Source organism: Acidimicrobiia bacterium (assembly GCA_040881685.1).
Taxonomy (GTDB): domain Bacteria; phylum Actinomycetota; class Acidimicrobiia; order IMCC26256; family PALSA-555; genus SHVJ01.
Genome location: JBBECS010000043.1, coordinates 1 through 23,835, shown reverse-complemented (window position 1 = coordinate 23,835; position 23,835 = coordinate 1). Strand labels below are relative to the sequence as shown.

Below are 23,835 nucleotides of genomic sequence, written 5' to 3'. Positions count from 1 at the left end.
AGGAGACGCGATGGACGACCGTGAGCTGGCCTTCACCCCGGCGATCGACCAAGCGGCGATGGTCCGCAACGGGGACGTCTCGCCGACACAGCTCGTGGAGCTGTACCTGGCGCGCATCGAAGCGCTCGACCGCAAGCTCAACTCGTACATCACGGTCGCGGCCGACTTCGCGCGTGAGCACGCACGCGCCGCTGAAGCTCGGCTTGCTTCCGGCGGTGAAGACATCCCTCAGTTCCTCGGCGTCCCCATCTCGATCAAGGACCTCAACGACACCACTGGGATCGTGAGCACGCACGCAACTGCGGAGTGGCACGACCGCGTCCCCGACCACGACGACGAGGTTGTCGCGCGTGTGAAGGCCGCCGGTTTCGTGTTCCTCGGCAAGACGATCACCCCCGAGTTCGGACCACTGAACATCAGCGAGCCGCCCGCGTATCCGCCTGGGCGGAACCCGTGGGATCCCGAGCGGTCGTGCGGCGGCTCGTCGGGCGGCGCGGCGGCCGCGCTGGCGGCCGGGTTGTGCCCGATCTCCCAGGGGTCCGACGGCGGTGGCTCGATCCGCAACCCGTCGTCATGGAACGGCGTGTTCGGCATCAAGCCGGCACGCGGGCGCGTCTCGGCCGCGCCGGACGCGCAGCAGCACTTCTCGATCAACGGACCGTTGGCGCGCACGGTCGCCGACGCCGCCGCGCTGCTCGACGCGATGTCCGGACCCGCGACCGGCGACTCCTGGTGGGCGCCGCCGTTCGCCCGGCCGCTCGTCCGCGAGGTCGGCGCGGACCCAGGCCGCCTGCGGATCGCGTTCCACGAGTATCCGGGCGTCGAGCCCGACGCGTGCGCGCCGGCCAACCGTTCGGCGGTTCGCGACACCGTCGAGCTCCTCGAGGAGCTCGGTCACGACGTCGAGGAGGCGGTCCCCGCCGGGTACGGCGAAGACGTGCTCATGTCGTCGGCGATGATCTTCGCGGCGGACCACGCCGCGAGAGCCGACCTCGAGCCGTACCCGCCGCTCGAGACGCTCGACCCATGGATGCGCACGCTCGTGGAGATCGGCCGCACCGTGATGGCTACCGACTACGTGAAGTCGATGACTGGACTCCAGGAGATGTCCCGCCGCACCGTCGCGTTCTTCAATGACTACGACCTGTTCGTGGCACCGACCGTCGCCGGCCCGCCGCCCGTGGTCGGATCGATGGCCGGAGCGGGCTTCGACGACGTCCTGAAGTTCTGGGCGCTGACCCCGTTCACCGCACTGTGGAACACGACGGGTCAGCCCGCGGTGTCCCTCCCACTCGCGCACGACGAGGCCGGCCTGCCCGTCGGCGTGCAGATCGTCGGACGCCCGGTGGACGAACCAACGCTCGTGCGCGTGAGCGCGCAGCTCGAGTCCGCAAACCCCTGGATCAACCGCCGCCCGCCGGTTTCGTAGTCAGCGGGAAGCCGGAGGTCGGTGGTCGGTGACGGGGCCGGCGAAAGCCTGCGCGATGTCGATCCATTGACGTGCGACGGTGCCGATGACGTCGAGGTTCGTGTCGTTCGGGTGCTTGCGTTGGGTGACGACCAAGCAGAAGTCGAGTGCCGTGCCGCGAACGACGTCGGTGGTGGACTCGCCCCACTCCCACGTCGTGCCATCTGGTGCTTCGAGCTCGACGCGGACGTCGGCCTCTGGCAGGTCGAGGCCGCGGCCTCGGTAGGCGTGGGGACGGGTGCGGACGCCGAGATCGGCGATGTGGCGGAGCCGTGCGGTTGCCGGGCGTTTGACGCCGAGGCCGTCGACGACGTCCTGGCCGTGGGCCCACGTCTCCATCAAGCGCGCCGTCGCGAACGACATCGCCGACATCGGACCGACGATCCATGACAGGCGGGTGCGCGCGTCGTGGCCGCGCAGCGCGTCGACCGTGGCAGTGCGTGATGCGCGCCACCAGGTGAGCACCTCGTCTCCCGAACGCGAGCGACCCTCGCCGACGAGCGCGGAGTCCAGACCGTTGGGATCGGCCGCAAGCGCGGCGATCAGCTTGTCGAGGCGCACCTTGAACGCGTCGGCGTCGGTCGCCGCGGTGGAGGCGAGGTCCTCGGAGTACGCCAGGTGGGCGATCGCATCGCGCACGTCCCAGCCCTCGGCCGGTGTAGCGGTGCTCCACCCCGCATCGTCGAGAGCGCCGACCGCGGCGTCGAGGCTGGCGTACTCGCCGGCGAGGTCATCGAGCAGGGCGGCGTAAGCGTCGGCCACGCAGCCGACGGTAGCCCTGTGAACGCTGGCTAACATCCCGCGCAAATGATCGACCGCGCGCTGGTGCTTCCTCATCTCTGCGCCCGCCTCGCCGAGACCGAGCCCGACGCGATCGCGATGGAGCACGTCGACGGCCGGTCGATCACCCGAGCCGAGCTCCACGAGACCACTCTCCGCTGGGCCGACGCGTACCGACGCGTCGGCGTCGAGCCCGGTGACCACGTGCTCACGATGCTGCCCAACAGCTTCGAGGCGTTCTTCGCGTGGATCGGGCTCACCTGGCTCCGCGCCACCGAGGTGCCCACGAACAACATGTACCGCGGCCAGATGCTCCAGTACCTCGTCGACAACTCGGACGCCAACGTCGTGATCATCAGCGAGCGGTTCGTACCGCAACTCGCCGAGGTGATCGGCGCACTCTCCAAGGTGGAGACCGTCGTGGTGCCCGACTCGACCACCGCGCCCGCGCTGCCATGCCGTGTGGTGACAGGCGACGAGTTCTTCGCCGACGCCACGCCCGCTCGGGACCTCGAGGGCCCCGACTACTGGGACATCGCCGCCATCATCTACACGTCGGGGACGACCGGCCCGTCCAAGGGTGTCCTCATGCCGTGGGGCACCTTGCTCGCGTTCACGACGATCGTGCCCGACGACTTCGTGGAACCGGGCGAAGGGTTCTACGCGATGTACCCGGCGTTCCACGTGTCGGGCAAGGCGATGCTGTACCAATCGGCCAATCTGCGCGCGCGCATGGTCATCCGCGAGCAGTTCTCGATCGAGCACTTCTGGAACGACATGCGCGCGCACGGCATCACGGGCGCCGGCCTCATCGGCGCGATGGCGCCGTTCCTGCTCATGCAACCCGAGACTCCCGACGACGCGAACAGCCCGTTACGTCACGTGATGATGGGACCGCTGGTTCCGCACGTGGAGGAGTTCAAGACGCGCTTCGGCGTTGAAGTCGGGACCGGTTACGGGATGACCGAGATCGGCGCGCCGTTCGTGTCCGACGGGTACGCACTCGCCAACGCAACGTCGTGCGGGAAGCTCCGACCCGGGTGGGCCGGCTACGAGGTCCGGATCGTCGACGAGCACGACCAGGCGGTGGGGACCGACGAGGTCGGCGAGCTCATCGTGCGCACCGAGGAGCCGTGGGTGCTGAACTCGGGCTACTACGGCATGCCCGATGCCACTTCGACCGCATGGCGAAACGGGTGGTTCCACACGGGTGACGCCTTCCGCTGCGACGCCGACGGGAACTACTACTTCGTCGATCGCATCAAGGACGCGATCCGGCGCCGGGGCGAGAACATCTCGTCGTTCGAGGTGGAGGCACTCGTCAACCAACATCCTGACGTTGCCGAGAGCGCAGCCATCGGCGTGCCATCCGAGTACACCGAAGACGATGTGAAGGTGTGCGTCGTGCTCGTCGCTGGTTCGGCGCTCGTGGCCGAGGAGCTCGTCACATGGCTCGCGCCACGCATGCCGAAGTTCATGGTGCCGCGCTACGTGGAGTTCGTCGAGGTGCTGCCCAAGACCGAGGCGACGTTCCGGACGCAGAAGGTGAAGCTCCGCGACGAGGCCCTGAACGAGAACACCTGGGACCGCGAGGCCGCCGGGTTGAAGATCGAGTAGCGCGTTAGGCCGGGACGTTCCCCATGAGCGCCGCGTACGCCATCGACGACAGGAGTCGGTGGAGGCGCTCCTCGTCGAGTGTGGTTTCCCGGGTGGCGGCCGAGCGCATCAACGATGCGGCGGCGTGCACGGCCATACGGGACTCACTCGGTGTGAGGTCGCGGCGAACCCCCCGCAGCACCTCTGCGTAGCCCTCGATGAAGTCGCGCTGAAGTCGCTCGAAGTGCTCACGGGGTTCGGCCGGGAGGTTACGGGACTCCTGCCAGTACAAGACGGCCATCGCGCGCTCTTCGATGCAGGCGCGCGCCGTGAGGTCGACGAGGCGCCACAGCGATGCCTCCGGCGCCAGCGCTTCGGCTGTCACGAGGGGCAGGATCGAGGCCGCGTGCTCGACCGCGCGCTCGAGGGTTGCCACCAGCAGATCCTGCTTGCTCGCGAAGTGCCGGTAGACGGCCGGGCCGGTGACGCCCACGGCTTCACCGATGTCGTCGATGCCGGTGTCGGCGTAGCCACGCGTGGAGAAGAGGTGGGTGGCCGCGTCGAGGATCGCCTCGCGGCGGCCGGTCCGGGCGGACTTGGTGGAGGAGACGGTTTTCACCACGGCGATCGTCCCCCTCCCGGTGTCACGGGCTCGTCCCTGCCACGCCTGGTGCAGTTGGCCCCCGACGTGAGCGGCAGTTTACGTTTCAGGGATGCGCATCATCTCCTACGGCGCCTACGTGCCGTATCGCCGCTTGGAGCGGGCCACCATCGCCGAGGCGCTGGGCACCCCAGCGGCACCAGGTACGCGTGCGGTGGCCTCGTACGACGAGGACGCCACGTCGATGGGCGTGGAGTCGGCGAGGAATGCGCTCGCCAACGTCCCGCCCGAGCTCGCGCCAGAGATGCTCCTCTACGCGACCTCCGATCCGGGCTACCTCGACAAGACGAACGCCACGGCGATCCACGCTGCGCTCGGGCTCGATCCGTCGATCGGTGCGTACGACGTCGTCGGCTCGGTCCGGTCGGGCATGGCCGCGATGCAGCTCGCAGGCAGCTCACCTGTGCGCACGCTCGTCGTGCGCTCCGACATCCGAACCGGGCTGCCCGGTGGCGCCGACGAGCGCGACGGCGGCGACGGCGCGGCTGCGTTCTTGTTCGCGCCGCCCGACGCGGGTGATGCACCCGCGCAGACCCGAGCGCTCGGGCGCGGCGCAGCCACGCTCGAGTTCCTCGACCGCTGGCGCCTGCCGGGTGAGAGGGCATCGCACGTATGGGAAGAGCGCTTCGGAGAGCACGCGTACGTGCCCCTCGCGCAAGCGGCGTTCGCCGACGCGTGCAAGTCCGCTGGCCTCACGCCTGAAGAGCTCGATCATGTGATCGTGACCGGTGTGCACTCTCGTGCAGTGCGCGTCGTGAGCAAGACGCTCGGTGTGCGCCCCGATGCGATCGTCGACAGCCTGACCGCGACGGTCGGCTACACCGGTGCTGCCCATTCCGGCATCGCGCTGGCCGACGTACTCGAGCGAGCGCAACCTGGGCAGCGGATCGCAGTGCTGTTGCTCGCCGACGGTGCCGATGCACTCGTCTTCGAGACGACGGACGCGCTGAACGCGGTGCGCCCGCGCCGAACGGTGGCCGACCAGCTCGCGGCTGGGGTCGGCGGGCTCTCGTATGAGACGTTCCTCACGTGGCGCGGGATGCTCGACCGCGAGCCGCCGCGCCGGCCCGATCCGGTCGCCCCGGCCGCGCCGCCATCCCTGCGCCACGAGGCATGGAAGTTCGCATTCGCGGCCTCGCGCTGCGAGGCTTGCGACGAGCGCCACCTACCTCCTGCACGGGTGTGCGCCAAGTGTGGAGTGATCGACCGGATGGTCACCGAGCGCATGGCTGACGTTCCGGCCACCATCGCCACGTTCACGGTCGACCGTCTGGCGTTCACGCCGAGCCCACCGCTCGTAGCTGCCGTCCTGGACTTTGACGGCGGCGGCCGCTTCCGGGGTGAGCTGACCGACGTCGACCCCGCGACCGTGAAGGTGGGGGATCGCATCGAGATGACCTTCCGGCGCATCACCACCGCGCAGGGCGTGCACAATTACTTCTGGAAGGGCAAGCCCGTCCGGACCTGACCCCCTTTTGGGTGCGTCCCTCACCCGGCTATTCCGGGGTGAGAGACGCACGTTGGAAAGGACAACCCACATGGCCAGTCACGGAATCCGCGATCGCGTCGCCGTCATCGGGATGGGCTGCACGCCGTTCGGCGAGCACTGGGACAAGGGTCCCGAGGATCTGCTCGTGGACGCGGTGGGCGAGGCGCTCACCTCCGCCGGCGTCGAGAAGGATGAGGTCGACGCGTACTGGGTCGGCACGATGGGCTCTGGCATCTCCGGCCTCACCCTCTCGCGGCCGCTGCGCATCGACTACAAGCCCGTGACCCGGGTCGAGAACATGTGCGCTACCGGCTCGGAGTCGTTCCGCAACGCCTGTTACGCGGTGGCGTCGGGTGCGTTCGACATGGTGATGGCCACCGGTGTCGAGAAGCTCAAGGACGGCGGGTTCTCGGGGCTCGCGATCAGCTCGCCGCCAGGTGACGGCACGACGGCCGACCTCAGCGCGCCCGCGCTGTTCAGCCTCCTCGGCCCCGCGTACTGCAAGAAGTACGGGGTCGACGAGAACGAGTTCAAGGATGTGCTCACACGCATCGCGTGGAAGAACCACTACAACGGCGCTCGCAACCCCCGCGCGCAGTTCCGTAAGGAAGTGGCGAAAGAGGCAATCGCCTGCTCGCCGATCATGGCGGGCAACCTCGGCATCTTCGACTGCTCCGGCGTGTCCGACGGTTCCGCGGCGGCGATCATCGTGAGGACAGAAGACGCGCACAAGTACACCGACAAGCCCTTGATCGTGAAGGCTTTGTCGTTCGTTGCCGGCCCGGCTACCGGAGTTGTCGACAACGACTACGACTACACGACGTTCACCGAGGTGGTCGCGTCGGCCAAGGACGCGTACGCGCAAGCGGGCGTGACCGACCCGCGGTCCGAGATCGCGATGGCCGAGGTGCACGACTGCTTCACGCCCACCGAGCTCGTACTCATGGAAGACCTCGGCTTCGCTGAGCGCGGGTTCGCGTGGAAGGAGGTGCTCGCGGGCACCTTCGACCTCGAGGGTGACCTCCCGGTGAACCCCGACGGCGGCTTGAAGGCGTTCGGGCACCCGATCGGCGCGTCGGGCTTGCGCATGCTGTTCGAGTGCTGGCTCCAGCTCCGGGGCGAGGCACCCGAGGACCGTCGCATCAAGACCGTGGACCAGGGCAAGAAACTCGGGCTCACCCACAACCTCGGTGGGTCACCCGGCGAGTGCGTGAGCTACGTCGGGATCGTCGGCACCGAGTAGTGCGTTAGACGATCTTGGACGTTTGGTCGCCCCAGTAGCGGTCGCGCAGCAAGCGCTTGTAGAGCTTGCCGGTTGGCTGACGCGGGAGATCGTCGGAGAAGTCGACCGTGCGCGGGCACTTGTAGTGCGAGAGCTGGGTGCGACAGAACTCGATGAGCTCGCGCTCGAGGTCCGGTCCGGCGTCGGCCATGTCGATTGGCTGCACGACCGCCTTCACCTCTTCGCCCATGTCTTCGTTGGGCACACCGAAGACGGCCACGTCGAGCACCTTGGGGTGCGCGATGAGCGCGTTCTCCGCCTCTTGGGGGTAGATGTTCACTCCGCCGGACACGATCATGAAGTCGCGGCGATCGGTGAGGTACAGGAAGCCTTCTTCGTCGAGGTACCCCATGTCGCCGACCGTGGCCCATCCCTCGCGGTTGTGCGCGGACGCGGTCTTGTCGGGATCCTTGTGGTACTCGAACGTGATGCTGCGCTCACCCGGCTCGAACCACACCACGCCCGACTCACCGGTCGGCACGGGGTTGTCTTCCTCGTCGAGGATGTGCAGCGTGCCCGTGTACGAGCGCCCGACGGACCCGGGGTGCGCGAGCCATTCCTCGCTGTTGATCATCGTGGAGCCGGTGCCCTCGGTGGCCGAGTAGTACTCGAAGATGATCGGACCCCACCACTCGATCATCTCGCGCTTCACACTCACCGGGCACGGCGCAGCAGCGTGGATCGCCAGCTGGAGCGACGACACGTCGTACTTGTTGCGAGTCTCCTCGGGGAGCTTGAGCATGCGCACGAACATGGTCGGGACGAACTGCGCGTGCGTCACGCTGTACTTCTCGATCGCCTGCAGCAACGACTCGGGGTCGAAACGCTCGAGGATGACGCTCGTACTGCCGAGGCGGCTCATCGCGATGCAGAACTGGAGCGGCGCGGCGTGGTACATCGGCGCGGGAGAGAGGTATGTGCTGGTTTCGTCGATTCCGTAGATCGGGCCGAAGCCAGCGAGCATGGGCTCCGGTGTGCCCGCCGGCTTGCGCACGAGCGGGTACTTGATGCCCTTGGGCCGACCGGTCGTGCCCGATGAGTAGAACATCCCGTGACCCTCGAGCTCCTCGTCGAGGGGCTCGCTCGGGAACGCGGCGACGGCCGTTTCGTAGCGCTCCCACCCGTCCTTGTCCGCACCGACGATGAGCCGGGTGTGCACGCGCTCGGGCATGACTTCGAGCAGCTCGTCGACGACGCGTCCGAGCGATGCCGACACGATGACGGCTTGCGAATCGGAGTTGTCGAGGATGTACGCAACCTCTTGAGCAGTGAAGTGGAAGTTGATCGGGGTGAAGTACAGGCCCGAGCGCTGCGCGGCCCACGCCACCTGGAGGTAGTGGGCGTTGTTGTCCATGAAGATCGCGATGTGATCGCCGAACTCCAGGCCGCGATCCCTGAGCAGGTGGGCGAGCCGGTTCGAGCCCTCGTCGAGTTCGCGGTTCGTCACCACTAAGCCGCTGCTCGCCATGATGTAAGCGGGCTTGTCGGGGTTCTTCTCAGCGTGCGGGCGGGGCCACATCGGCCCGGAGGCTAGCGACTCTTCGGCTCCTGCCCCGCCGGGAAGTCAGGTGGTCAACGCCCAATGGACGTAACGGGCGTTGGCACGGCAGCCGGTACCGTGAGAGCCGTGAGCACGATCGCCGAGGCGCCCATCGGGTGAGAGCCGCAGCCGCTGCAGCAGCCCTCTGGTGTGCCGGGCTCGGGCTCTTGGCGCTCCCGCTCACGGACGAAGCAAGACCAAGGATCGCCCTGGCGATCCCAGTCGTGATCGCCACCGTCGCTTGGTGGCTTGTCCCAACTCGCGCCGGCCGTGGGATCGCGCTCGCAGCAGGAGTGTTGATGATGCTCTTCGCGTTCGCGGCGATGTTGAGCGTCGGACTGCTCTACGTTCCACCCGCTATCGCATTGGCGTTCGCGGCGAGCGGCATCAGGCAGACGCGGGCGACGGTGCGCTAGCCGTCCTGGAGCTTGGCGTCTTTGTCCCGGACCGTCGTGTCGAGCGAAGCCTGGAACTGCTCCATCTTCTTGAGCAGCGCGGGATCCGACGTCGCCAGGATGCGAACCGCGAGCAGCGCCGCGTTGCGCGCGTTGTCCACGGCGACCGTGGCCACCGGTACACCGGCGGGCATCTGCACGATCGAGAGCAGCGAGTCGAGCCCGTCCAGGTGCGTCAACGCGACCGGCACACCGATGACGGGGAGCGCAGTCATCGAGGCGGTCATGCCGGGCAGGTGCGCAGCGCCGCCAGCGCCGGCGATGATGACGCGCAGGCCGCGGTCAGCTGCGGTGCGGGCGTACTCCACCATCACATCGGGCGTCCGGTGCGCAGACACGATGCGGACCTCGTGGGTCACACCGAACTCGTCGAGCGCATCCAGCGCCGCTCGCATCACGCGAAGGTCTGAGTCGCTGCCCATGATGACTCCGACCAACGGTGCGCCGACGCGTGCCACGAGTGGACGTTAGCCTCGCGCCGTGCAAACTCGGTTGACAGAAATGCTCCAGATCGAACACCCGGTGATGCTCGCGGGAATGGGTGGCGTCTCCTACCATCGCCTCGTCGGCGCGGTCTCCGAAGCTGGTGGTTTCGGCTGTCTCGGCGCCGGCGCCATGACCAGCGACGAGATGGTCGACGAGATCCGCAAGACCAAGGACCTCACCAACAAGCCATTCGGTGTCGACCTGCTCACCGCGCTGCCCGACCAGATGCTGCACAACGTCGAGCTGCTCATCGCAGAAGGCGCTCCCGTGTTCGTGGCGGCGCTCGGTGTGCCGCGCGAGGTCATCCAGCTCTGCCACGCCAACAACGTGCTCGTCGTCAACATGTGCGGGAAGGTCCGCCACGCGGTGGCCGCCGTCGAGGCGGGCTGTGACCTCGTGGTCGCGCAAGGCACCGAAGCCGGTGGTCACACGGGAACCGTGGCGACCATGCCGCTCGTTCCTCAGATTGTGGACGCGGTCGGTGAGCGTGTACCTGTCGTCGCAGCAGGGGGGATCTTCGACGGGCGCGGGCTCGCCGCCGCGCTCATGCTGGGCGCCGACGGCGTCTGGGTGGGAACCCGCTTCATCGCTACGCCCGAAGCGCGCTCCGCGCCGGGCTACAAGGACACGCTGCTCGCTACCGACGAAGACGGGACCGTCGTGAGCCGCGCGTTCAGTGGCAAGCCCATGAGGGTCGTGCGCAACAAGACGACACAGCACTTCGAAGAACACCCCGAGGAGCTCAAGCCGTTCCCGGAACAGCTCATGGTCGCGACCGGTGCCGGGGTTCTACACCTGCCCGAAGGTGACAACGCGGCCGGCGTCGACCCTGAACGCGAGTGCTACCCCGCCGGCCAGGGCGTCGGCGCCATCGACCAACTGGTCCCCGCCGCTGACCTCGTGCACCAGTTCGTGGAAGAGGCGGAAGCCGCACTCGCGCGCGTAACCGTGAGTCGCTAGCGCTCGAGTTCGGCCTTCTTGGTCTCTTCGACCAGATCCGCTTCGTACATTCCGCGCACGAGCTCGTCGAACGCGACCTTGGGCTTCCAGCCGAGCTTCGCGCTCGCCTTCGCCGCGTCTCCCATGAGCAGCTCGACATCGGCAGGACGCTCGAAGCGCGGGTCCTTGCGCACGAACCGCTCCCAGTCATCGAAGCCCGCGCACCGGAACGCGACGTCGAGGAGCTCTTTCACGGTGTGCGTCTCGCCGGTCGCGATGACGTAGTCGTCGGGTTCGTCCTGCTGGAGCATCAACCACATCGCCTCGACGAAGTCGCCGGCGTAGCCCCAGTCGCGGGCGGCATCGACGTTGCCGAGCGTGATGGAGTCCTGGAGTCCGAGCTTGATGCGGGCGATGCCGTTGGTGATCTTGCGGGTGACGAACTCCAGGCCTCGGCGTGGGCCTTCGTGGTTGAAGCAGATGCCCGACGAGGCGTGCAGGCCGTACGACTCGCGGTAGTTGATCGTCATGTGGTGCCCGAACACCTTCGCCACGCCGTAGGGCGAGCGCGGGTGGAACGCCGTGCCTTCGTGCTGCGGGGTCTCGCGCACCTTCCCGAACATCTCCGACGACGAGGCTTGGTAGAAGCGGATCGGGTTGTGCTCGGCGCCGCCGACGATGCGGATCGCCTCGAGCATGCGGAGCACGCCGAGGCCCGTGATGTCGGCGGTGAGCTCGGGCTGGCGGAACGACAGCGCCACGAAGCTCATGGCCCCGAGGTTGTAGACCTCGTCCGGCTGGACCTGCTCCACTGCGGCGATCAGCGACGAGAGGTCACGCAGGTCGCCCTCGACGAGCTCGAGAGCTGGGTTCTCGTCGAGGACGAGCTTGGCCTTCGGGTTGGCCTGGCCCCGCACGAGCCCGAAGACCTGGTAGCCCTTGCCCGTCAGGAACTCCGACATGTGGCGGCCGTCCTGGCCGGTGATTCCGGTGATCAAAGCCCGTTTCATGCGGGGTGAATCCTACGGGGCGCCGCGGCCCGTCTGCGGCTCGAGCTGGACCCGGCTCCAGGCCGGCTCCAGCTGGTGGAGGAACTGCTCGCATCGCTCCGCCTCGTCGATCTCGCCGATGGCGGCCGCCGTCCGCTGGAGGCTGGCGAGTGCCCGGAGGAAGCCACGATTCTCCTGGTGACCCCAGCGGACGTACTGCGCCCCTCGCCATCCGACTTGGCGCAGCCGGTCCAGGCCGCGGTGGTAGCCCACCCGGGCGCAGGCGTATGCCTCCACGTCGTCACGGGCGAGCTCGGCGAGGCGGGCCCATCCGTCGAGGAACGTGGGCCAGTGGGCGATGACGTCGGAGACGGCATCGCGGCGCGTCGCGGTGGGCGCAGCCAGCGCGTGCTCGAGCGCCGCGAGCGCGTCGAGAGGCTCGGGGTCGAGCACGACCTCGTCTGGTGCCGATGACATCGACACCGGAACGTCCGTCACGCGCGGGACCGTAGCCCGCAGAAATGGGGGGTCAGGGCCGCCGGTACGATCGGGCGTCGATGACCGACACCGCCGAGGCGCTCGAAGCGCCCGCGCCCGCCGAGACCACGACCGAATCCTCCCCGCGTTCGACGCGGCTGCTGCTCGCACGCCACGCGGTGACCGCGCAGACCGGCCCGCTGCTCTCGGGTCGGGCACCCGGCATCGAGCTCTCCGAAGACGGACGACGCCAAGCCGAAGCGCTCGGCGAGCGCCTCGCCGGGCTACCTGTCGCCGCGGTCTACGCGAGCCCGATCGAGCGCACCACCCAGACCGCCGAGGCCGTCGCCAAGCACCACCAGCTCAACGTGCTCGCCCTGCCCGGCGTGATCGAGGCCGACTACGGCGACTGGACGGGCCAGGCGCTCACCGACCTCGCCAAGACCGACCTCTGGAAGGTCGTGCAGCGGATGCCGTCTCGCGCGTCGTTCCCGGGGGGTGAGTCGCTCGCGGCCATGCAGGCGCGGATGATCGCGGCTCTCGACGCGCTCGTGGTCGAGCACCCTGGCGAACTCGTGGTGGTCGTGTCCCACGCCGATCCGATCAAAGCAGCGATCGCGCACTACACCGGGGTCCACCTCGACCTGTTCCAGCGCATCGTCGTCTCGCCGGCGTCGGTGTCGGCATTCGAGTTCGGCCACCACGGCGTGGCCATGCTGAAGTGCAACGACACCGGCGGGCTCGACGAGTTGCAGGCCAGCGCGGCGACCGAAGGGAGCTCGCCCAGGGAGCGAGCGCCCGCGGGACGGGTATCCCGGCCCGCAGCGAGTGACCGAAGCATCGAGGAAGCGGAGCAATAGAGCTGGAACCCATGCCCGATCCCATCGAGCTCGACAACATCGACGCACTCAGCGCGGGCGCGGTCGGTGAACCGGGCCAGCGCGCCTTCTATCTGCAGGCACGCGCCGCCGACACGCAGCTCACCGTGCTCGTCGAGAAAGAGCAGGTCGCGTTGCTGGCGACCGAAGCCGTCGCCTTCCTCGACCGAATCGCGGACGACTACCCCGAGGACGCGATCTCGCTGCCGATGACCGCCGCCGAGCTGCGCGAGCCGACTGTGCCCCTCTTCCGGGCGCGACTCATCGGGCTCGGCTTCGATCCCGAGCGAGAGCTCGTGCTCATTGAGCTCCGGGAGCGTACGACCTCCGATGACGACGAGGAAGACGATGCGGCCGAGGCGCTCGACGTCGAGGACATGGACGACGAAGAGGGCGACGGCTACGTCGCGCGGATCTACGCCACGAGACCACAGGTCCGGGCGATGGCAGCGCGGGGCGCCGAAGCCGTCTCGGCCGGGCGGCCGCTCTGCCCGCTCTGCGACCAGCCACTCGATCCCGCCGGGCACCGGTGCCCCCGCTGGAACTGACGCCCGCATCGGCGGCTTTGCCGTCCGATGCGGGATGAGCCGAGCGAAGCGAGAGCGACCAATGGAGTCGGACGAGCTCGCCGAGCTCCTGGGACGGGGGGAGCTCGAGGTCGTCGGCCGCATGCGGTACGCGTCGAACGGCACGTTCCTCGTGCAAGCAACCGCCGACGGTGTCGACGTCAGCGCGGTCTACAAGCCCCGGCGCGGCGAGCGTCCGCTCTGGGACTTCCCCGACGGCACGTTGTGTCACCGTGAAGTCGCGTCGTACGAGGTGTCGCGCGCGCTCGGATTCGGGATCGTGCCCGTCACCGTGCTGCGCGACGACGGACCGCTCGGGCCGGGTGCGGTGCAGCGCTTCGTGGAGCACGATCCCGAAGAGCACTACTTCACCTTGTTGCCAGCTAACCCCGAACGATTTCGAGAGTTCGCGGTGTTCGACGTGCTCGCGAACAACACCGACCGCAAGGGCGGCCATTGCCTCTACGACCAGGTGAACGAAATGATCGTGGGCATCGACCACGGCCTCACGTTCCACCCGATGTGGAAGCTACGCACGGTGATCTGGGACTTCGCCGGTGAGCCGCTAACCCCCGACCTCACCGATGCCCTGTGCCGGTTTGCCCGGGATCTCGAACAGGGCGAGGTCGGAGAGCGCCTCGCGAGGTTGCTGTCCCCAGAGGAGCTGGCCGCGCTCTCGGTGCGTGCGGCCGACCTCCTGCGGGACGGCTGCCTCCCGAACCCCGAGCCCGGGTACCACTCCGTCCCCTGGCCCATGGTTTGATGACGGGGGGGGCCGGCCACCCCCCTCGGCCCCCACCCGCGCGGCTCTGAACCTCGACCCTGTGGTTGCGGGGCGGCAAAGCCACCCCGCGGCGAGCTTCTGGCGCTCCTGCGACCCCGCGCGTTAGAGCAGGACGAGCGTCTCGTCGAGGTATTGCATGCGGCAGAGGGAGCGCTGGAGCTTGCCCGACGACGTCTTGGGCAGGCTGCCGGCCTGCACGAGGATCACCTCGTGCGGTGGGATGCCCACCACATCGCACACGCGGTCGACCACCTCGTCACGCACTCGAAGGCCCGCGCCGGAGTCGGCGCGGGCCTAGGCCACGACGACGATGCCCTCCTTGCCCCGCCGAGTGTCGGTGCCGAACGCGATCACGTTGCCCGGCCGCACTCCTTCGACCGCCGCACACGCGCGCTCGATCTCCTCAGGGAACACGTTGCGGCCACCCACGATGATCACGTCCTTGATGCGACCGCACACCACCACTTGCCCGGCGACGAGATACCCGAGGTCGCCGGTGCGCAGCCAACCGTCGCGGAACGTTGCCCGCGTCACGTCGTCGCGCTGCCAGTAGCCGGGCGTGACCGACGTGCCGCGCAGCTCGAGCTCGCCCACTTCGCGATCCGCTCGCTGCACGCCGGTGTCGGGGTCGCACACGAGCACCTCGAACCCACGCAGTGGCTTCCCGAGCATCGCCAGCCGGCGCGCGTCTCCTGGACGCGTGGCCTCCGCCGCGTACCGCTCGTGCTCGAGCGTCGTGCGGTCAACGGTGTCCACGCTCATCCCGGTGCCCGGCTCGGGGAACGAGATCGCCAGGGTCGCTTCCGCCATGCCGTACACGCAGAACGCGGCCGACGTCTTGAGGCCGTGCGCCGAGCCAGTGTCGAGGAACGCCTCCACCGCACCGCAATCGATCGGCTCGGCACCGTTGAGGGCCAGACGCCACTGCGACAGGTCGAGGTCGTCGACCCGCCGAAGCGCGCGTGCGGCAAGGGCGTACGCGAAGTTGGGTCCGCAAGCGAGCGTGGCCCGGAACTCCGACATCCAGCGCATCCAGTCGGCGGGCGCGGCCAAGAAGTCCTGGGGTGGAGCGATCGCGAGGTCGAAGCCCGTGATCATCGGTGTGGTCAGCATCCCGATCAGGCCCATGTCGTGATACAGGGGCAGCCACGACACACCGACATCGCCTGACCCGAGCGCGGCGCCCTCCACGATCGCGTCGATGTTGTTCACGATGCAGCGGTGCGGGAGCATCACACCCTTCGGATCCGCCGTCGACCCACTCGTGAACTGCAGGACGGCGAGCGATTCGGGATCGATGACGGGGCGCTCCCACGCCGCCGATGATCCGCGCAGCTCGGGCAGGCGCACGACAGGTGGGTCACCGGGTTGCGTCGCGAGAAACGGCTCGAGCTCCGGGTCGACGAGCACCATGCACGCCTGCGCGTTGACGATGCGCGCCCGGGTCTGGAGCGTGAACGACTCGATCGAACCGAGCCGCATCGGAAGCGGGAGGCACACGACCGTCGCACCCGTCAACCAGGTGGCCTGGATCGCGGTCACGAGCGGGCGCGACGTGGGCCCGATGATCGCCACCCGCTCACCGGGGCCCACTCCGAGCGCTTGCAGCGAAGCCGCCATTCCGGCCGCGTCGTCGTGGAGCTGGGCCCATGAGAGCCGCTCGGCGTGCCGATCGGCCGCGGCCGAACCGAGGAGTGTGATGCCCGCGTTGCTCCCGGCGGCAGCTTCGATGCGGGCAACGAGCGATGTCACGGCGGGAGAGGCTCCCATGCCCTAGGGAGCCGGCGCCACATGAGCGGCGGGGTCCCGGAAGAACTGAGAACGGGGCAGCACCAGGTCGGCGCCGTCTTGGCGTGCCCGCTCTAGCAGTGCCCCGTCCACGTGCGCTCCGTACGCGACGACGCGAGCAGCGGGCGCTGCGGTACGCACCGCGGCCACCGCGTCGGCGAACCGCGCGAGATCGATGATCACCACGTCGGCGTCGACCACTCCGTCGACCGCAGCCACGAACGCGACGCCGGGAATCGCCCCGGAGATGCGCGACCGGTCCATGAGCTCGCTCACGAGCGCCACGATCCTCACGACGGCGCCTCGGTCTTCGGGTTCGATCGCCCCACGATCGCCAAGAACGCCGCGCCCAAGGCGCCCGCGATCAGGGAAGCCGCGAGGATGCCGACCTTTGCCTCCTCGAGCCGAGCACCGACAAACGAAAGATCAGCGACGAACAGGCTCACGGTGAATCCGATCCCCGCGACCATCGCAACGCCGATGATGCCGAGCATCGTGACGCCACGCGGAAGACGCCCGAGACCGAGACGGATGCCCAGCACCACCGCGCCAGCAATGCCCAGGGTCTTGCCCACGACCAGGCCCGCCACGATGCCGGGAGCGAGCGACCCGTCGGTTGCGCGGTCGATCGCCGCGCCGCCGAGTGCGACGCCGGCGTTCGCCAAGCCGAACAGCGGGACGATCACGAAGCTCGACCACGGGTGCACGGCATCTTCGAACTTCTCGAGCGGTCCGCGCGCGGGTCCAGGAGCGCCAACAGCGAGCAGGCCGAGCACGACGCCGGAGATTGCGGCGTGGACACCCGACTCGTGCAAGCAGATCCAGAGCGCTACCGCCGGAAGCGCGTACAGCCACATCGGGAGGCGCGACAAGCGCTTCATCCCGACGATGCCCAACACGACGGCGACCGACGCGGCGAGCCATTCGAACGCGATCCCCTTGGAATAGAAGATCGCGATCACGAGGATCGCCCCGATGTCATCGACGATCGCAAGTGTGAGCAAGAACAGCTTGAGTCCCGGCACGACGCGCGAACCGAGAAGCGCGAGCGCACCAACCGCGAATGCGATGTCCGTAGCCATTGGAATGGCCCAACCGCGCGAGCCCGATCCGCCTCCGGCAATCGCCACGAAGATCAACGCAGGCGCGACCAACCCTCCGACCGCGGCGAGTGCCGGCAGCGCGGCAGTGCGCAGGTCGCGTAGCTCCCCGTCGACGACTTCACGCTTGATCTCGAGGCCGACCACGAGGAAGAACACCGCCATCAGGAGGTCGTTCACCCAATGTCGGAGATCGAGCGAGATCGCGACGTCACCGATCCCGAGAGTGAGCGAGCTCGTCCAGACGTCGGTGTACGACCCGCCGTCGGCGTTTGCCCACACGAGGGCGACCGCAGCCGCCGCGAAGAGCACAAGACCCGAAAAGGCCTCGATCGAGACGAACTCGGAGCCGACCGGTTGCAGGAACTGGCCCGCCTTGGGCAGGCGGAAGTGCGAACGACGAGTCAGGTCAAACCTTCGGAGCAGGCGCCGGGATGCGCCGGGGAGCGTCGACGGCGAACTCGGGCCAGCGCTTGCGGGATTTCTTCGAGAGCTTGTGCATGAGCTCGATCGCCCCGGGGTCGTCGTCGCCGGGCCGGGTCTCGATCCACCCGTCGCGAACCAAGCCGTCCATCAGCTCGCGCCCGACGTCGGTGCGCACGATCGTGAGCGTCCAGTCGTTGAACGCGCCGATGCCCCCCGTGGAGATGTCGGCGTGCTCCGCCGCGAAGTCGGGGCACATGTTGCAGCCCTCACGCGTCCACGCGTGGCACTCCTTGAGCGGAACTTCGTGGTAGTCGCCGTTCTTCATCCAGATCTGGAAGACGCCCTTGATGTTCATCTTCTTCATCTCGGACTTCTTCAGTCCGTACTTCGCCTCGAACAGCTCCTCGAAGATGGCGTCGTCGAACGTCTTCGAGCAGAGCAACCCGATGTTGAGCGACAAGCGGCGAGCGACCTTGCCCGCCTTGCGCTGCTTCATCACCGGTGGGACCGAGCTCTGGCAGCTCATGCCGACCAGCGCGATGCGCTCCGCGCCGCTCTCGACGGCCTCGGCATAGGCCATCGTGTTGGCGGAGTACGTGTAGCGGCTGCCGGCCGAGGCGACGACGTCTTCCTTGGTGCGAGCTACGCCGGGAATCGCCTTCCAGGTCGAGCCGTCGCCCTCGAGGTAGCTGACGAGCGCCGCGTCGATGATGTCGTGTTCGAGCGCATACAAGAGGATGGCCGACACCAGGCCGCCGTCCTGGCCGACCTCTTGCAGCACGGGATCGGTGGCGCGGGCGAGCACGATGTCTTTGCACACGCCCGACGGCTCCTCGGCGGTGCGGACGCGTCCGAACATGAACTCGTCGATCTCAATCTCCCAGTCGCGAAAGCGTGGGCATGCCCGCGTGCAGCTGGTGCATCCCTTTTGCCCGTGGCTGCAGTCGTCGGGACCGAAGCCTTCCTCGGTCTGGAACGGCTTGTAGATGCCCTCGTCGTCCCGGTAGCCGAGCACGTCGTGGGGGCACACGATCACGCATCCCGCGCAGCCGGTGCACAGGCCGCTCGTCACGACCTCTTCATAGAGGTGTTTCCACTGGAACTTCTCGGGTGGCACGGAACGTGAGTCTACGAGAGCGCCCCTCACCTCGGACTCGGCGGACACCTAGGCTCCGCGTCTCCACTCGGAAGGACAGGTTTGGCAACGAACGAGCCACCGCCGGTCCCACCGGGAGCGCCGCCACCCCCGCCACCGACCTCACCGAACGTCGATCGATGGCGCGATCTCAAGTGGTCGTGCTTCGCCGTCTACGCGGCTTTGGGCGCAACCGCGATCGCAGTCGTGTACGCGCTGGTGACCCAGATCGAGCAGCGCAGCGAGGTGTCTGACCTTGGGTCATTCGGTTCGATCCCCGACCTTGGCCGCTTGCAAGAGCTCGATGACCGGATCGACGACCTGAACACAGCGTTCTTGGCGCTTGCACTCATCACCGGCGTGACGTTCATCGTGTGGATGTGGCGCGCGGCCAAGAACAACGCGGCACTCGGCCGCTCGCAGCCGCGTTTCGGCCCGGGGTGGGCGATCGGCGGGTGGTTGATCCCGCTCGCCAACCTCGTGATCCCCGTGCTCATCATGCAAGACCTGTGGCGAGGCTCCGACGCCTCGATCCCGCGCGGCGACTCGCGCTGGAAGATCGGTGACCGCTCGGTGCTGGTCGGGTTCTGGTGGGGGCTCTTGCTCTTCGGGCGGGTGATGATCGGCGCCGGCGGCGCCACCATCAACCAGGGATCCCTCGATGATCTGAAGAGCGGCGTCGAGCTCGAGATCGTCGGCAGCCTGTGCACGCTCGCGGCGGTGGTGCTGGCGGTCCATGTCGTGCGCAAGATCACCCAGCGCCAGCAGGAGTGCCTGCGGGCGCAACAAGCGCCGCCGCCACCGCCCGGGAGCTGACGCTCCTCAGACGCGCAGCAGTCGGTCCACCGCCTGCACGGCTTCTTGCACCTTGGCGTCACCTTCCGCGCGGCTCGATTCGGCCGCGGCGCGCACGCAGTGCCGCAGGTGCTCGTCGAGCAGCCCGAGGCCCACGTTCTGCAGGGCCTTGCTGACCGCGGCGATCTGCGTGAGCACGTCGATGCAGTACTCGTCCTCGTCGATCATGCGCTGGAGCCCACGCACCTGGCCCTCGATCCGGCGTAGGCGCGTCCGGTAGGCGTCCTTGGCCAGTGAGTAGCCCCGGGTCGGCGTTGTGCTCATACCCCCCTAGGGTATACGATCACGAGGTCGAGCGGAAGGACCTCTCCATGACCAGCACCCGCGCCGACGCCACCAGCGAACTCGAACGGCGCGATCTCCCGATCGAGGGGATGACGTGCGCCGCGTGCGCGGCCCGCATCGAGAAGGCACTGTCGGGGCGGCCCGGTGTGGCGAGCGCCTCGGTGAACTTCGCTTCCCGCCGCGCCACGGTGGTCTTCGATCCGCACGTTGTTGACGAGACCGACCTCGGGGCCGTCGTCTCGTCGCTCGGGTACTCGGTCGCGGAGCCTGATGCCGAAGAGTCGGAGGCAGCCGAGCTGCGAGAGCTGAGACCGCGACTCGCGCTCGCGATCGTGCTGACCATCCCCGCGCTCGCATTGTCGATGGTGCCGTCGCTCCAGTTCGACGGCTGGGCGTGGGTGGTGTTCGTGATCTCCACGCCGGTGATCCTGTGGGCGGGCTGGCCCTTCCATCGCGCCACCTTCGTGAACCTCCGGCACGGCGCGACGACGATGGACACGCTGGTCACGCTCGGAACGCTCGCCGCCTACGCATGGTCGGTCGTGGCGCTCGTCTTCCTCGATGCCGGGCACGCGGGGATGGACTTCGGCGCGATGTTCTCCGGTTCCACCGACGACGCCAACGTCTACTTCGAGACGGCGTCGGTGATCGTCTCGCTGCTGCTGCTCGGCCGGTTCTTCGAGGCCCGGGCGCGTCGGCGCTCGAGTCAAGCGTTGCGCACATTGCTCGAGATGGGGGCCAAGACGGCTCGGCTCGAGAACGGCGATGAAGTCCCCGTCGCGAGCCTGCGCGTCGGTGACCGCTTCGTGGTGCGGCCCGGCGAGAAGATCGCCACCGACGGGCGCGTCGTCGACGGCGCCTCAGCGATCGATGTGTCGATGCTGACCGGTGAGCCACTCCCCGTCGACGTGGCCGTTGGCGGCGAGGTGTTCGGCGCGACGATCAACACGTCAGGCCGGTTGGTGGTCGAAGCGACCAAGGTAGGGAGCGACACCGCGCTCGCGCAGATCGCTCGCCTCGTGGAAGCGGCGCAGGGTTCGAAGGCGCCGGTGCAGCGTCTCGCCGACCGCATCTCCGCCGTCTTCGTGCCGGTCGTGCTCGTGATCGCCGCGCTGACGCTCGTCGCCTGGATCGCAGCAACCGGCGACGCCAACCGGTCGTTCACAGCGGCGGTCGCGGTCCTGATCATCGCCTGCCCGTGTGCGCTCGGTCTTGCGACGCCGACAGCGATCATGGTGGGGACCGGACGCGCCGCGCAGCTCGGCATCGTGATCAAGGGCGCGGAGGTGCTCGAGGCGACGCAGTCGATCGGTGCGGTCGTGCTCGACAAGACCGGGACGATCACCGAAGGTCGAATGCGCGTGGTGGACGTCGTACCTGCCAGTGGTGTCACGCTCGAGACGCTGCTTCGGCGGGCCGGGTCGGTCGAAGACGCGTCCGAGCACCCGATCGCCTTGACCATCGCTCAGAGCGCGCGTGATCGAGGGATTGCGTTGGTCCCACCGGACGAGTTCGAGAACCGCCCTGGGGAAGGGGCGCGAGGGCTTGTTGACGGTGTGGAAGTGCGCGTCGGCAGGGCCGAGTTCGTGGGCGGCGTCTCGCCAGAGCTGACCGCGGCTGCGACGGCTGCCGACACGGGTGGTCACACCCTGGTGTACGCGGGATGGCCAGACGAAGCCGGCGTGGCGCAGGCCTGCGGCGTGTTCGTGATCGCAGACACGGTGAAGCCGTCATCCCGCCAAGCGCTCGCGGCGTTGCATGCGCTCGGACTGACGACGGTGATGGTGACTGGCGACCGACGCGAGACCGCGGAGCAGGTCGCGGCCGACGTCGGGATCGAACGCGTGGTCGCCGGCGTGCTCCCCGGTGAGAAGGTCGACGTGGTCCGTGAGCTCCAGCGTGACGGGCAGCGCGTTGCCGTGATCGGCGACGGTGTCAACGACGCTCCCGCGTTGGCCCAGGCTGACCTCGGCATCGCGATCGGCACGGGCACCGACGTAGCGATCGAGGCAAGTGACCTCACGCTTGTCTCCGGCGACCTCCGGGCCGCGGTCGATGCGATCGCGTTGTCGCGGCGCACGCTCGCGACGATCAAGGGAAACCTGTTCTGGGCGTTCGCCTACAACGTTGCAGCCATCCCACTCGCCGCCGTCGGGCTGCTCAACCCGGTGATCGCCGCGGGTGCGATGGGCTTCTCGTCCGTGTTCGTGGTGACGAACTCGCTACGGCTCCGACGTTTCCGGGGATGGCGCGAGCAGACGTCCGAGCCCGCTAGTCCTGCCGTCGCGCCAGCCACTCGTTGACGAGGTCGGCTTCGGCGACTGCGTGCTCGGTGAGACCGGACACGATCGCCCGTTCGACCTTCCCTCCTACGAGCGGCATGCGGACCTTGATCGTTCCCGCCATCGAACGACGTGATCCGTCGGGCGTGGCCTCGATGACCGTCCGGTAGCTGCAGGACAATCGGTCGGCGTAGTGATCGGGCACGACTCGATGCTCAGCCGTATGCGCAGACAAGTCGTACGTCGCGTCGTCGATCCATGTGAGGCGGTTGGGATCGATCACCGCGGTGACCGCCGGCGCGAGGGGCGCGGTGAACCGCAGACGGATGCGCTGGCGCGCTTCGTCACCGTTGTGGGTCGACTCGAGCAGCTCGGCGTCACCGAGCTTGGGCAGCGCGGCGCGCGCAACGATGAACTCCGGGTCGAGCAGGATTCCCTCGACCGCGGCGGGCTCGCCGCGCAGCTGCTGCTCGATCGTGAACTCCACGGCGGGTGAGGCTACGAGATTCGAGAGGGAGACGATCACGCGTGTCGCGTACGCTGACGGGCGCATGACGAAGATCAGCCAGATCCTGACTCGTGGTGAGCGAACGGTTTCCTTCGAGTTCTTCCCTCCACGCACCGACGAGGCCAAGGGATTGCTCGAGCAAACGATCGCCGAGCTCGAGCCCCTCCACCCGTCGTACGTGTCGGTGACGTACGGCGCGGGCGGTACGACGCGAGAGTTGACGCACGAGGTCGTGGTCGACATCAATCGCAAGACCTCGATGACTGCGATGGCTCATCTCACCTGCGCCGCACATACGCGCGCCGAGCTCATCGACATCGTCACGCGCTATCGCGACGCAGGCATCGAGAACGTGTTGGCGCTCGGAGGGGATCCGCCGGCCGACCTCGATCTGCCACCAGGCGAGCTACACCACGCGGTCGAGCTCGTGCGGCTGCTCCGTGAGACCGGGGATTTCAGCATCGGCGTCGCTGCGCACCCCGAGCCCCATCCGCGTTCGTCCAGCGCCGAGAGCGACCGGCGCCACACCGCCGAGAAGCTCTCCGAGGCGGACTTCGCCATCACGCAGTTCTTCTTCGAGGCGAGCCACTACTTCGATCTCGTTGCGTCACTGAGCGCCGCGGGCGTCGACAAGCCAGTGATTCCCGGGATCATGCCCGCGCTCAGCTTGGCCGGTACCAAGCGCATGGCGGAGATGCAGGGTTCCGAGTTCCCTGCGTGGTTCATGAAGAAAATGCGCGCGGTCGAGGACGATCCCGATGCTGTACGACGCGTCGGGATCGAGGAAGCGACCAAGCTCTGCCGCGAGCTGATCGACGGTGGCGCCCCCGGGCTCCACTTCTACACACTCAATCGCTCCACCGCGACCAGAGAGATCCATACGAATCTGGGTCTCTAACACCGCCTCGTACAATCGGTCCCTGGAGGGATGCGAGAGCGGCCGAATCGGATGGTCTCGAAAACCATTGTGCCTCCGGGCACCGTGGGTTCAAATCCCACTCCCTCCGCGAATGTGGTGTCGCGAGACATCGGAGACGGATGTCGCGCGTCATCGTAGACATCAGGT

The 23,835-nt window shown here is 68.1% G+C and carries 25 protein-coding genes and 1 tRNA gene; 13 read left to right on the top strand and 13 right to left on the bottom strand.

Features of this window, described 5'->3' with window-relative positions; translation table 11 throughout:
* Positions 1–10: 10 nt before the first annotated feature.
* Positions 11–1,429: an amidase gene (locus WEE69_11020; protein MEX1145824.1), complete on the top strand. Its 1,419-nt coding sequence runs from the start codon at positions 11–13 to the stop codon at positions 1,427–1,429.
* Here the strand turns inward: WEE69_11020 and WEE69_11015 are convergent, their stop codons facing one another.
* Positions 1,430–2,230 carry a TIGR03084 family metal-binding protein gene (locus tag WEE69_11015; GenBank protein MEX1145823.1) on the bottom strand — a complete coding sequence of 267 codons (801 nt, stop codon included), beginning with the start codon at positions 2,228–2,230 and terminating at the stop codon, positions 1,430–1,432.
* A gap of 45 nt (positions 2,231–2,275) precedes the next feature.
* On the opposite strand from WEE69_11015, the gene WEE69_11010 reads away from it, so the two are divergent.
* The gene (locus WEE69_11010) at positions 2,276–3,865 is read left to right on the top strand and encodes an AMP-binding protein (GenBank protein ID MEX1145822.1); all 1,590 of its coding nucleotides are present in this window, start codon (positions 2,276–2,278) and stop codon (positions 3,863–3,865) included.
* A gap of 4 nt (positions 3,866–3,869) precedes the next feature.
* Here the strand turns inward: WEE69_11010 and WEE69_11005 are convergent, their stop codons facing one another.
* Positions 3,870–4,463, bottom strand: a complete 594-nt coding sequence (locus tag WEE69_11005) for a TetR/AcrR family transcriptional regulator (protein MEX1145821.1) — start codon at positions 4,461–4,463, stop codon at positions 3,870–3,872.
* A gap of 94 nt (positions 4,464–4,557) precedes the next feature.
* Here WEE69_11005 and WEE69_11000 point away from each other — a divergent pair, with 94 nt between their 5' ends.
* Both WEE69_11000 and WEE69_10995 read left to right on the top strand, forming a co-directional pair.
* A complete protein-coding gene (locus tag WEE69_11000) occupies positions 4,558–5,973 on the top strand; it encodes an OB-fold domain-containing protein (protein MEX1145820.1) in 1,416 nt (471 codons plus the stop codon).
* A 70-nt stretch (positions 5,974–6,043) separates the two neighbouring features.
* Positions 6,044–7,237 (top strand): acetyl-CoA acetyltransferase, encoded by a 1,194-nt coding sequence (locus tag WEE69_10995; GenBank protein MEX1145819.1) that lies wholly within the window; start codon positions 6,044–6,046, stop codon positions 7,235–7,237.
* 4 nt (positions 7,238–7,241) lie between these two features.
* Here the strand turns inward: WEE69_10995 and WEE69_10990 are convergent, their stop codons facing one another.
* Positions 7,242–8,795, bottom strand: a complete 1,554-nt coding sequence (locus WEE69_10990; protein MEX1145818.1) for an acyl-CoA synthetase — start codon at positions 8,793–8,795, stop codon at positions 7,242–7,244.
* 137 nt (positions 8,796–8,932) lie between these two features.
* Here WEE69_10990 and WEE69_10985 point away from each other — a divergent pair, with 137 nt between their 5' ends.
* Entirely contained in the window at positions 8,933–9,232 is a 300-nt protein-coding gene (locus tag WEE69_10985) for a hypothetical protein (GenBank protein MEX1145817.1), read from the top strand.
* Here the strand turns inward: WEE69_10985 and purE are convergent.
* Complete coding sequence (gene purE / locus WEE69_10980; GenBank protein MEX1145816.1) at positions 9,229–9,693, bottom strand: 5-(carboxyamino)imidazole ribonucleotide mutase; 465 nt, start codon at positions 9,691–9,693, stop codon at positions 9,229–9,231. The genes WEE69_10985 and purE overlap by 4 nt on opposite strands.
* A gap of 58 nt (positions 9,694–9,751) precedes the next feature.
* On the opposite strand from purE, the gene WEE69_10975 reads away from it, so the two are divergent.
* Entirely contained in the window at positions 9,752–10,717 is a 966-nt protein-coding gene (locus WEE69_10975) for a nitronate monooxygenase (GenBank protein MEX1145815.1), read from the top strand.
* Here WEE69_10975 and WEE69_10970 read toward each other — a convergent pair.
* Together WEE69_10970 and WEE69_10965 are read right to left on the bottom strand one after the other, a co-directional pair.
* A complete protein-coding gene (locus WEE69_10970) occupies positions 10,714–11,706 on the bottom strand; it encodes a GDP-mannose 4,6-dehydratase (GenBank protein MEX1145814.1) in 993 nt (330 codons plus the stop codon). The genes WEE69_10975 and WEE69_10970 overlap by 4 nt on opposite strands.
* Positions 11,707–11,718: 12 nt before the next feature.
* Positions 11,719–12,183, bottom strand: coding sequence for a DUF3151 family protein (locus WEE69_10965; protein ID MEX1145813.1), 465 nt, complete (start codon positions 12,181–12,183; stop codon positions 11,719–11,721).
* Positions 12,184–12,242: 59 nt separating this feature from the next.
* Between WEE69_10965 and WEE69_10960 the strand changes: the two genes are divergently transcribed.
* The 3 genes from WEE69_10960 (at position 12,243) to WEE69_10950 (ending at position 14,369) form a co-directional block, all read left to right on the top strand.
* Positions 12,243–13,022, top strand: coding sequence for an MSMEG_4193 family putative phosphomutase (locus WEE69_10960; protein ID MEX1145812.1), 780 nt, complete (start codon positions 12,243–12,245; stop codon positions 13,020–13,022).
* An 11-nt stretch (positions 13,023–13,033) separates the two neighbouring features.
* Positions 13,034–13,588 (top strand): DUF3090 family protein, encoded by a 555-nt coding sequence (locus WEE69_10955; GenBank protein ID MEX1145811.1) that lies wholly within the window; start codon positions 13,034–13,036, stop codon positions 13,586–13,588.
* Positions 13,589–13,649: 61 nt separating this feature from the next.
* Positions 13,650–14,369 (top strand): SCO1664 family protein, encoded by a 720-nt coding sequence (locus tag WEE69_10950; protein ID MEX1145810.1) that lies wholly within the window; start codon positions 13,650–13,652, stop codon positions 14,367–14,369.
* A gap of 123 nt (positions 14,370–14,492) precedes the next feature.
* Here WEE69_10950 and WEE69_10945 read toward each other — a convergent pair whose 3' ends face one another.
* The 5 genes from WEE69_10945 to WEE69_10925 all read right to left on the bottom strand — a co-directional run bounded on the left by WEE69_10945 (position 14,493) and on the right by WEE69_10925 (position 18,821).
* Positions 14,493–14,654, bottom strand: a complete 162-nt coding sequence (locus tag WEE69_10945; GenBank protein MEX1145809.1) for a hypothetical protein — start codon at positions 14,652–14,654, stop codon at positions 14,493–14,495.
* Between the two features lie 30 nt (positions 14,655–14,684).
* Positions 14,685–16,142 carry an AMP-binding protein gene (locus tag WEE69_10940; protein MEX1145808.1) on the bottom strand — a complete coding sequence of 486 codons (1,458 nt, stop codon included), beginning with the start codon at positions 16,140–16,142 and terminating at the stop codon, positions 14,685–14,687.
* Between the two features lie 21 nt (positions 16,143–16,163).
* On the bottom strand, positions 16,164–16,472 hold the full coding sequence (locus WEE69_10935; protein MEX1145807.1) for a DNA-binding response regulator: 309 nt from the start codon (positions 16,470–16,472) through the stop codon (positions 16,164–16,166).
* Entirely contained in the window at positions 16,469–17,611 is a 1,143-nt protein-coding gene (nhaA, locus tag WEE69_10930; protein MEX1145806.1) for a Na+/H+ antiporter NhaA, read from the bottom strand. The genes WEE69_10935 and nhaA overlap by 4 nt, the downstream gene beginning before the upstream one ends.
* 76 nt (positions 17,612–17,687) lie before the next feature.
* On the bottom strand, positions 17,688–18,821 hold the full coding sequence (locus WEE69_10925; GenBank protein ID MEX1145805.1) for a Coenzyme F420 hydrogenase/dehydrogenase, beta subunit C-terminal domain: 1,134 nt from the start codon (positions 18,819–18,821) through the stop codon (positions 17,688–17,690).
* Positions 18,822–18,902: 81 nt separating this feature from the next.
* Between WEE69_10925 and WEE69_10920 the strand changes: the two genes are divergently transcribed.
* On the top strand, positions 18,903–19,655 hold the full coding sequence (locus WEE69_10920; protein ID MEX1145804.1) for a DUF4328 domain-containing protein: 753 nt from the start codon (positions 18,903–18,905) through the stop codon (positions 19,653–19,655).
* Positions 19,656–19,661: 6 nt separating this feature from the next.
* Here the strand turns inward: WEE69_10920 and WEE69_10915 are convergent, their stop codons facing one another.
* Positions 19,662–19,958 carry a metal-sensitive transcriptional regulator gene (locus WEE69_10915; GenBank protein ID MEX1145803.1) on the bottom strand — a complete coding sequence of 99 codons (297 nt, stop codon included), beginning with the start codon at positions 19,956–19,958 and terminating at the stop codon, positions 19,662–19,664.
* A 47-nt stretch (positions 19,959–20,005) separates the two neighbouring features.
* Here WEE69_10915 and WEE69_10910 point away from each other — a divergent pair, with 47 nt between their 5' ends.
* Entirely contained in the window at positions 20,006–22,282 is a 2,277-nt protein-coding gene (locus WEE69_10910) for a heavy metal translocating P-type ATPase (GenBank protein ID MEX1145802.1), read from the top strand.
* Here WEE69_10910 and WEE69_10905 read toward each other — a convergent pair.
* Positions 22,251–22,748: a DUF2505 family protein gene (locus WEE69_10905; GenBank protein ID MEX1145801.1), complete on the bottom strand. Its 498-nt coding sequence runs from the start codon at positions 22,746–22,748 to the stop codon at positions 22,251–22,253. The two genes, WEE69_10910 and WEE69_10905, sit on opposite strands and share 32 nt — an antisense overlap.
* A 64-nt stretch (positions 22,749–22,812) precedes the next feature.
* On the opposite strand from WEE69_10905, the gene WEE69_10900 reads away from it, so the two are divergent.
* Positions 22,813–23,667, top strand: coding sequence for a methylenetetrahydrofolate reductase (locus WEE69_10900; GenBank protein MEX1145800.1), 855 nt, complete (start codon positions 22,813–22,815; stop codon positions 23,665–23,667).
* A 24-nt stretch (positions 23,668–23,691) separates the two neighbouring features.
* Positions 23,692–23,776, top strand: a tRNA-Ser gene (locus WEE69_10895).
* Positions 23,777–23,835 lie beyond the last annotated feature (59 nt).

What these genes read in the sequence shown, in the direction of transcription:
- WEE69_11020 (MEX1145824.1), top strand. Translation starts at nt 11, where the DNA reads ATGGACGACCGTGAGCTGGCCTTCACCCCGGCGATCGACCAAGCGGCG.
- WEE69_11010 (MEX1145822.1), top strand. Translation starts at nt 2,276, where the DNA reads ATGATCGACCGCGCGCTGGTGCTTCCTCATCTCTGCGCCCGCCTCGCC.
- WEE69_11000 (MEX1145820.1), top strand. Translation starts at nt 4,558, where the DNA reads ATGCGCATCATCTCCTACGGCGCCTACGTGCCGTATCGCCGCTTGGAG.
- WEE69_10995 (MEX1145819.1), top strand. Translation starts at nt 6,044, where the DNA reads ATGGCCAGTCACGGAATCCGCGATCGCGTCGCCGTCATCGGGATGGGC.
- WEE69_10990 (MEX1145818.1), bottom strand. Translation starts at nt 8,795, where the DNA reads ATGTGGCCCCGCCCGCACGCTGAGAAGAACCCCGACAAGCCCGCTTAC.
- purE (MEX1145816.1), bottom strand. Translation starts at nt 9,693, where the DNA reads ATGGGCAGCGACTCAGACCTTCGCGTGATGCGAGCGGCGCTGGATGCG.
- WEE69_10970 (MEX1145814.1), bottom strand. Translation starts at nt 11,706, where the DNA reads ATGAAACGGGCTTTGATCACCGGAATCACCGGCCAGGACGGCCGCCAC.
- WEE69_10960 (MEX1145812.1), top strand. Translation starts at nt 12,243, where the DNA reads ATGACCGACACCGCCGAGGCGCTCGAAGCGCCCGCGCCCGCCGAGACC.
- WEE69_10955 (MEX1145811.1), top strand. Translation starts at nt 13,034, where the DNA reads ATGCCCGATCCCATCGAGCTCGACAACATCGACGCACTCAGCGCGGGC.
- WEE69_10950 (MEX1145810.1), top strand. Translation starts at nt 13,650, where the DNA reads ATGGAGTCGGACGAGCTCGCCGAGCTCCTGGGACGGGGGGAGCTCGAG.
- WEE69_10915 (MEX1145803.1), bottom strand. Translation starts at nt 19,958, where the DNA reads ATGAGCACAACGCCGACCCGGGGCTACTCACTGGCCAAGGACGCCTAC.
- WEE69_10910 (MEX1145802.1), top strand. Translation starts at nt 20,006, where the DNA reads ATGACCAGCACCCGCGCCGACGCCACCAGCGAACTCGAACGGCGCGAT.
- WEE69_10900 (MEX1145800.1), top strand. Translation starts at nt 22,813, where the DNA reads ATGACGAAGATCAGCCAGATCCTGACTCGTGGTGAGCGAACGGTTTCC.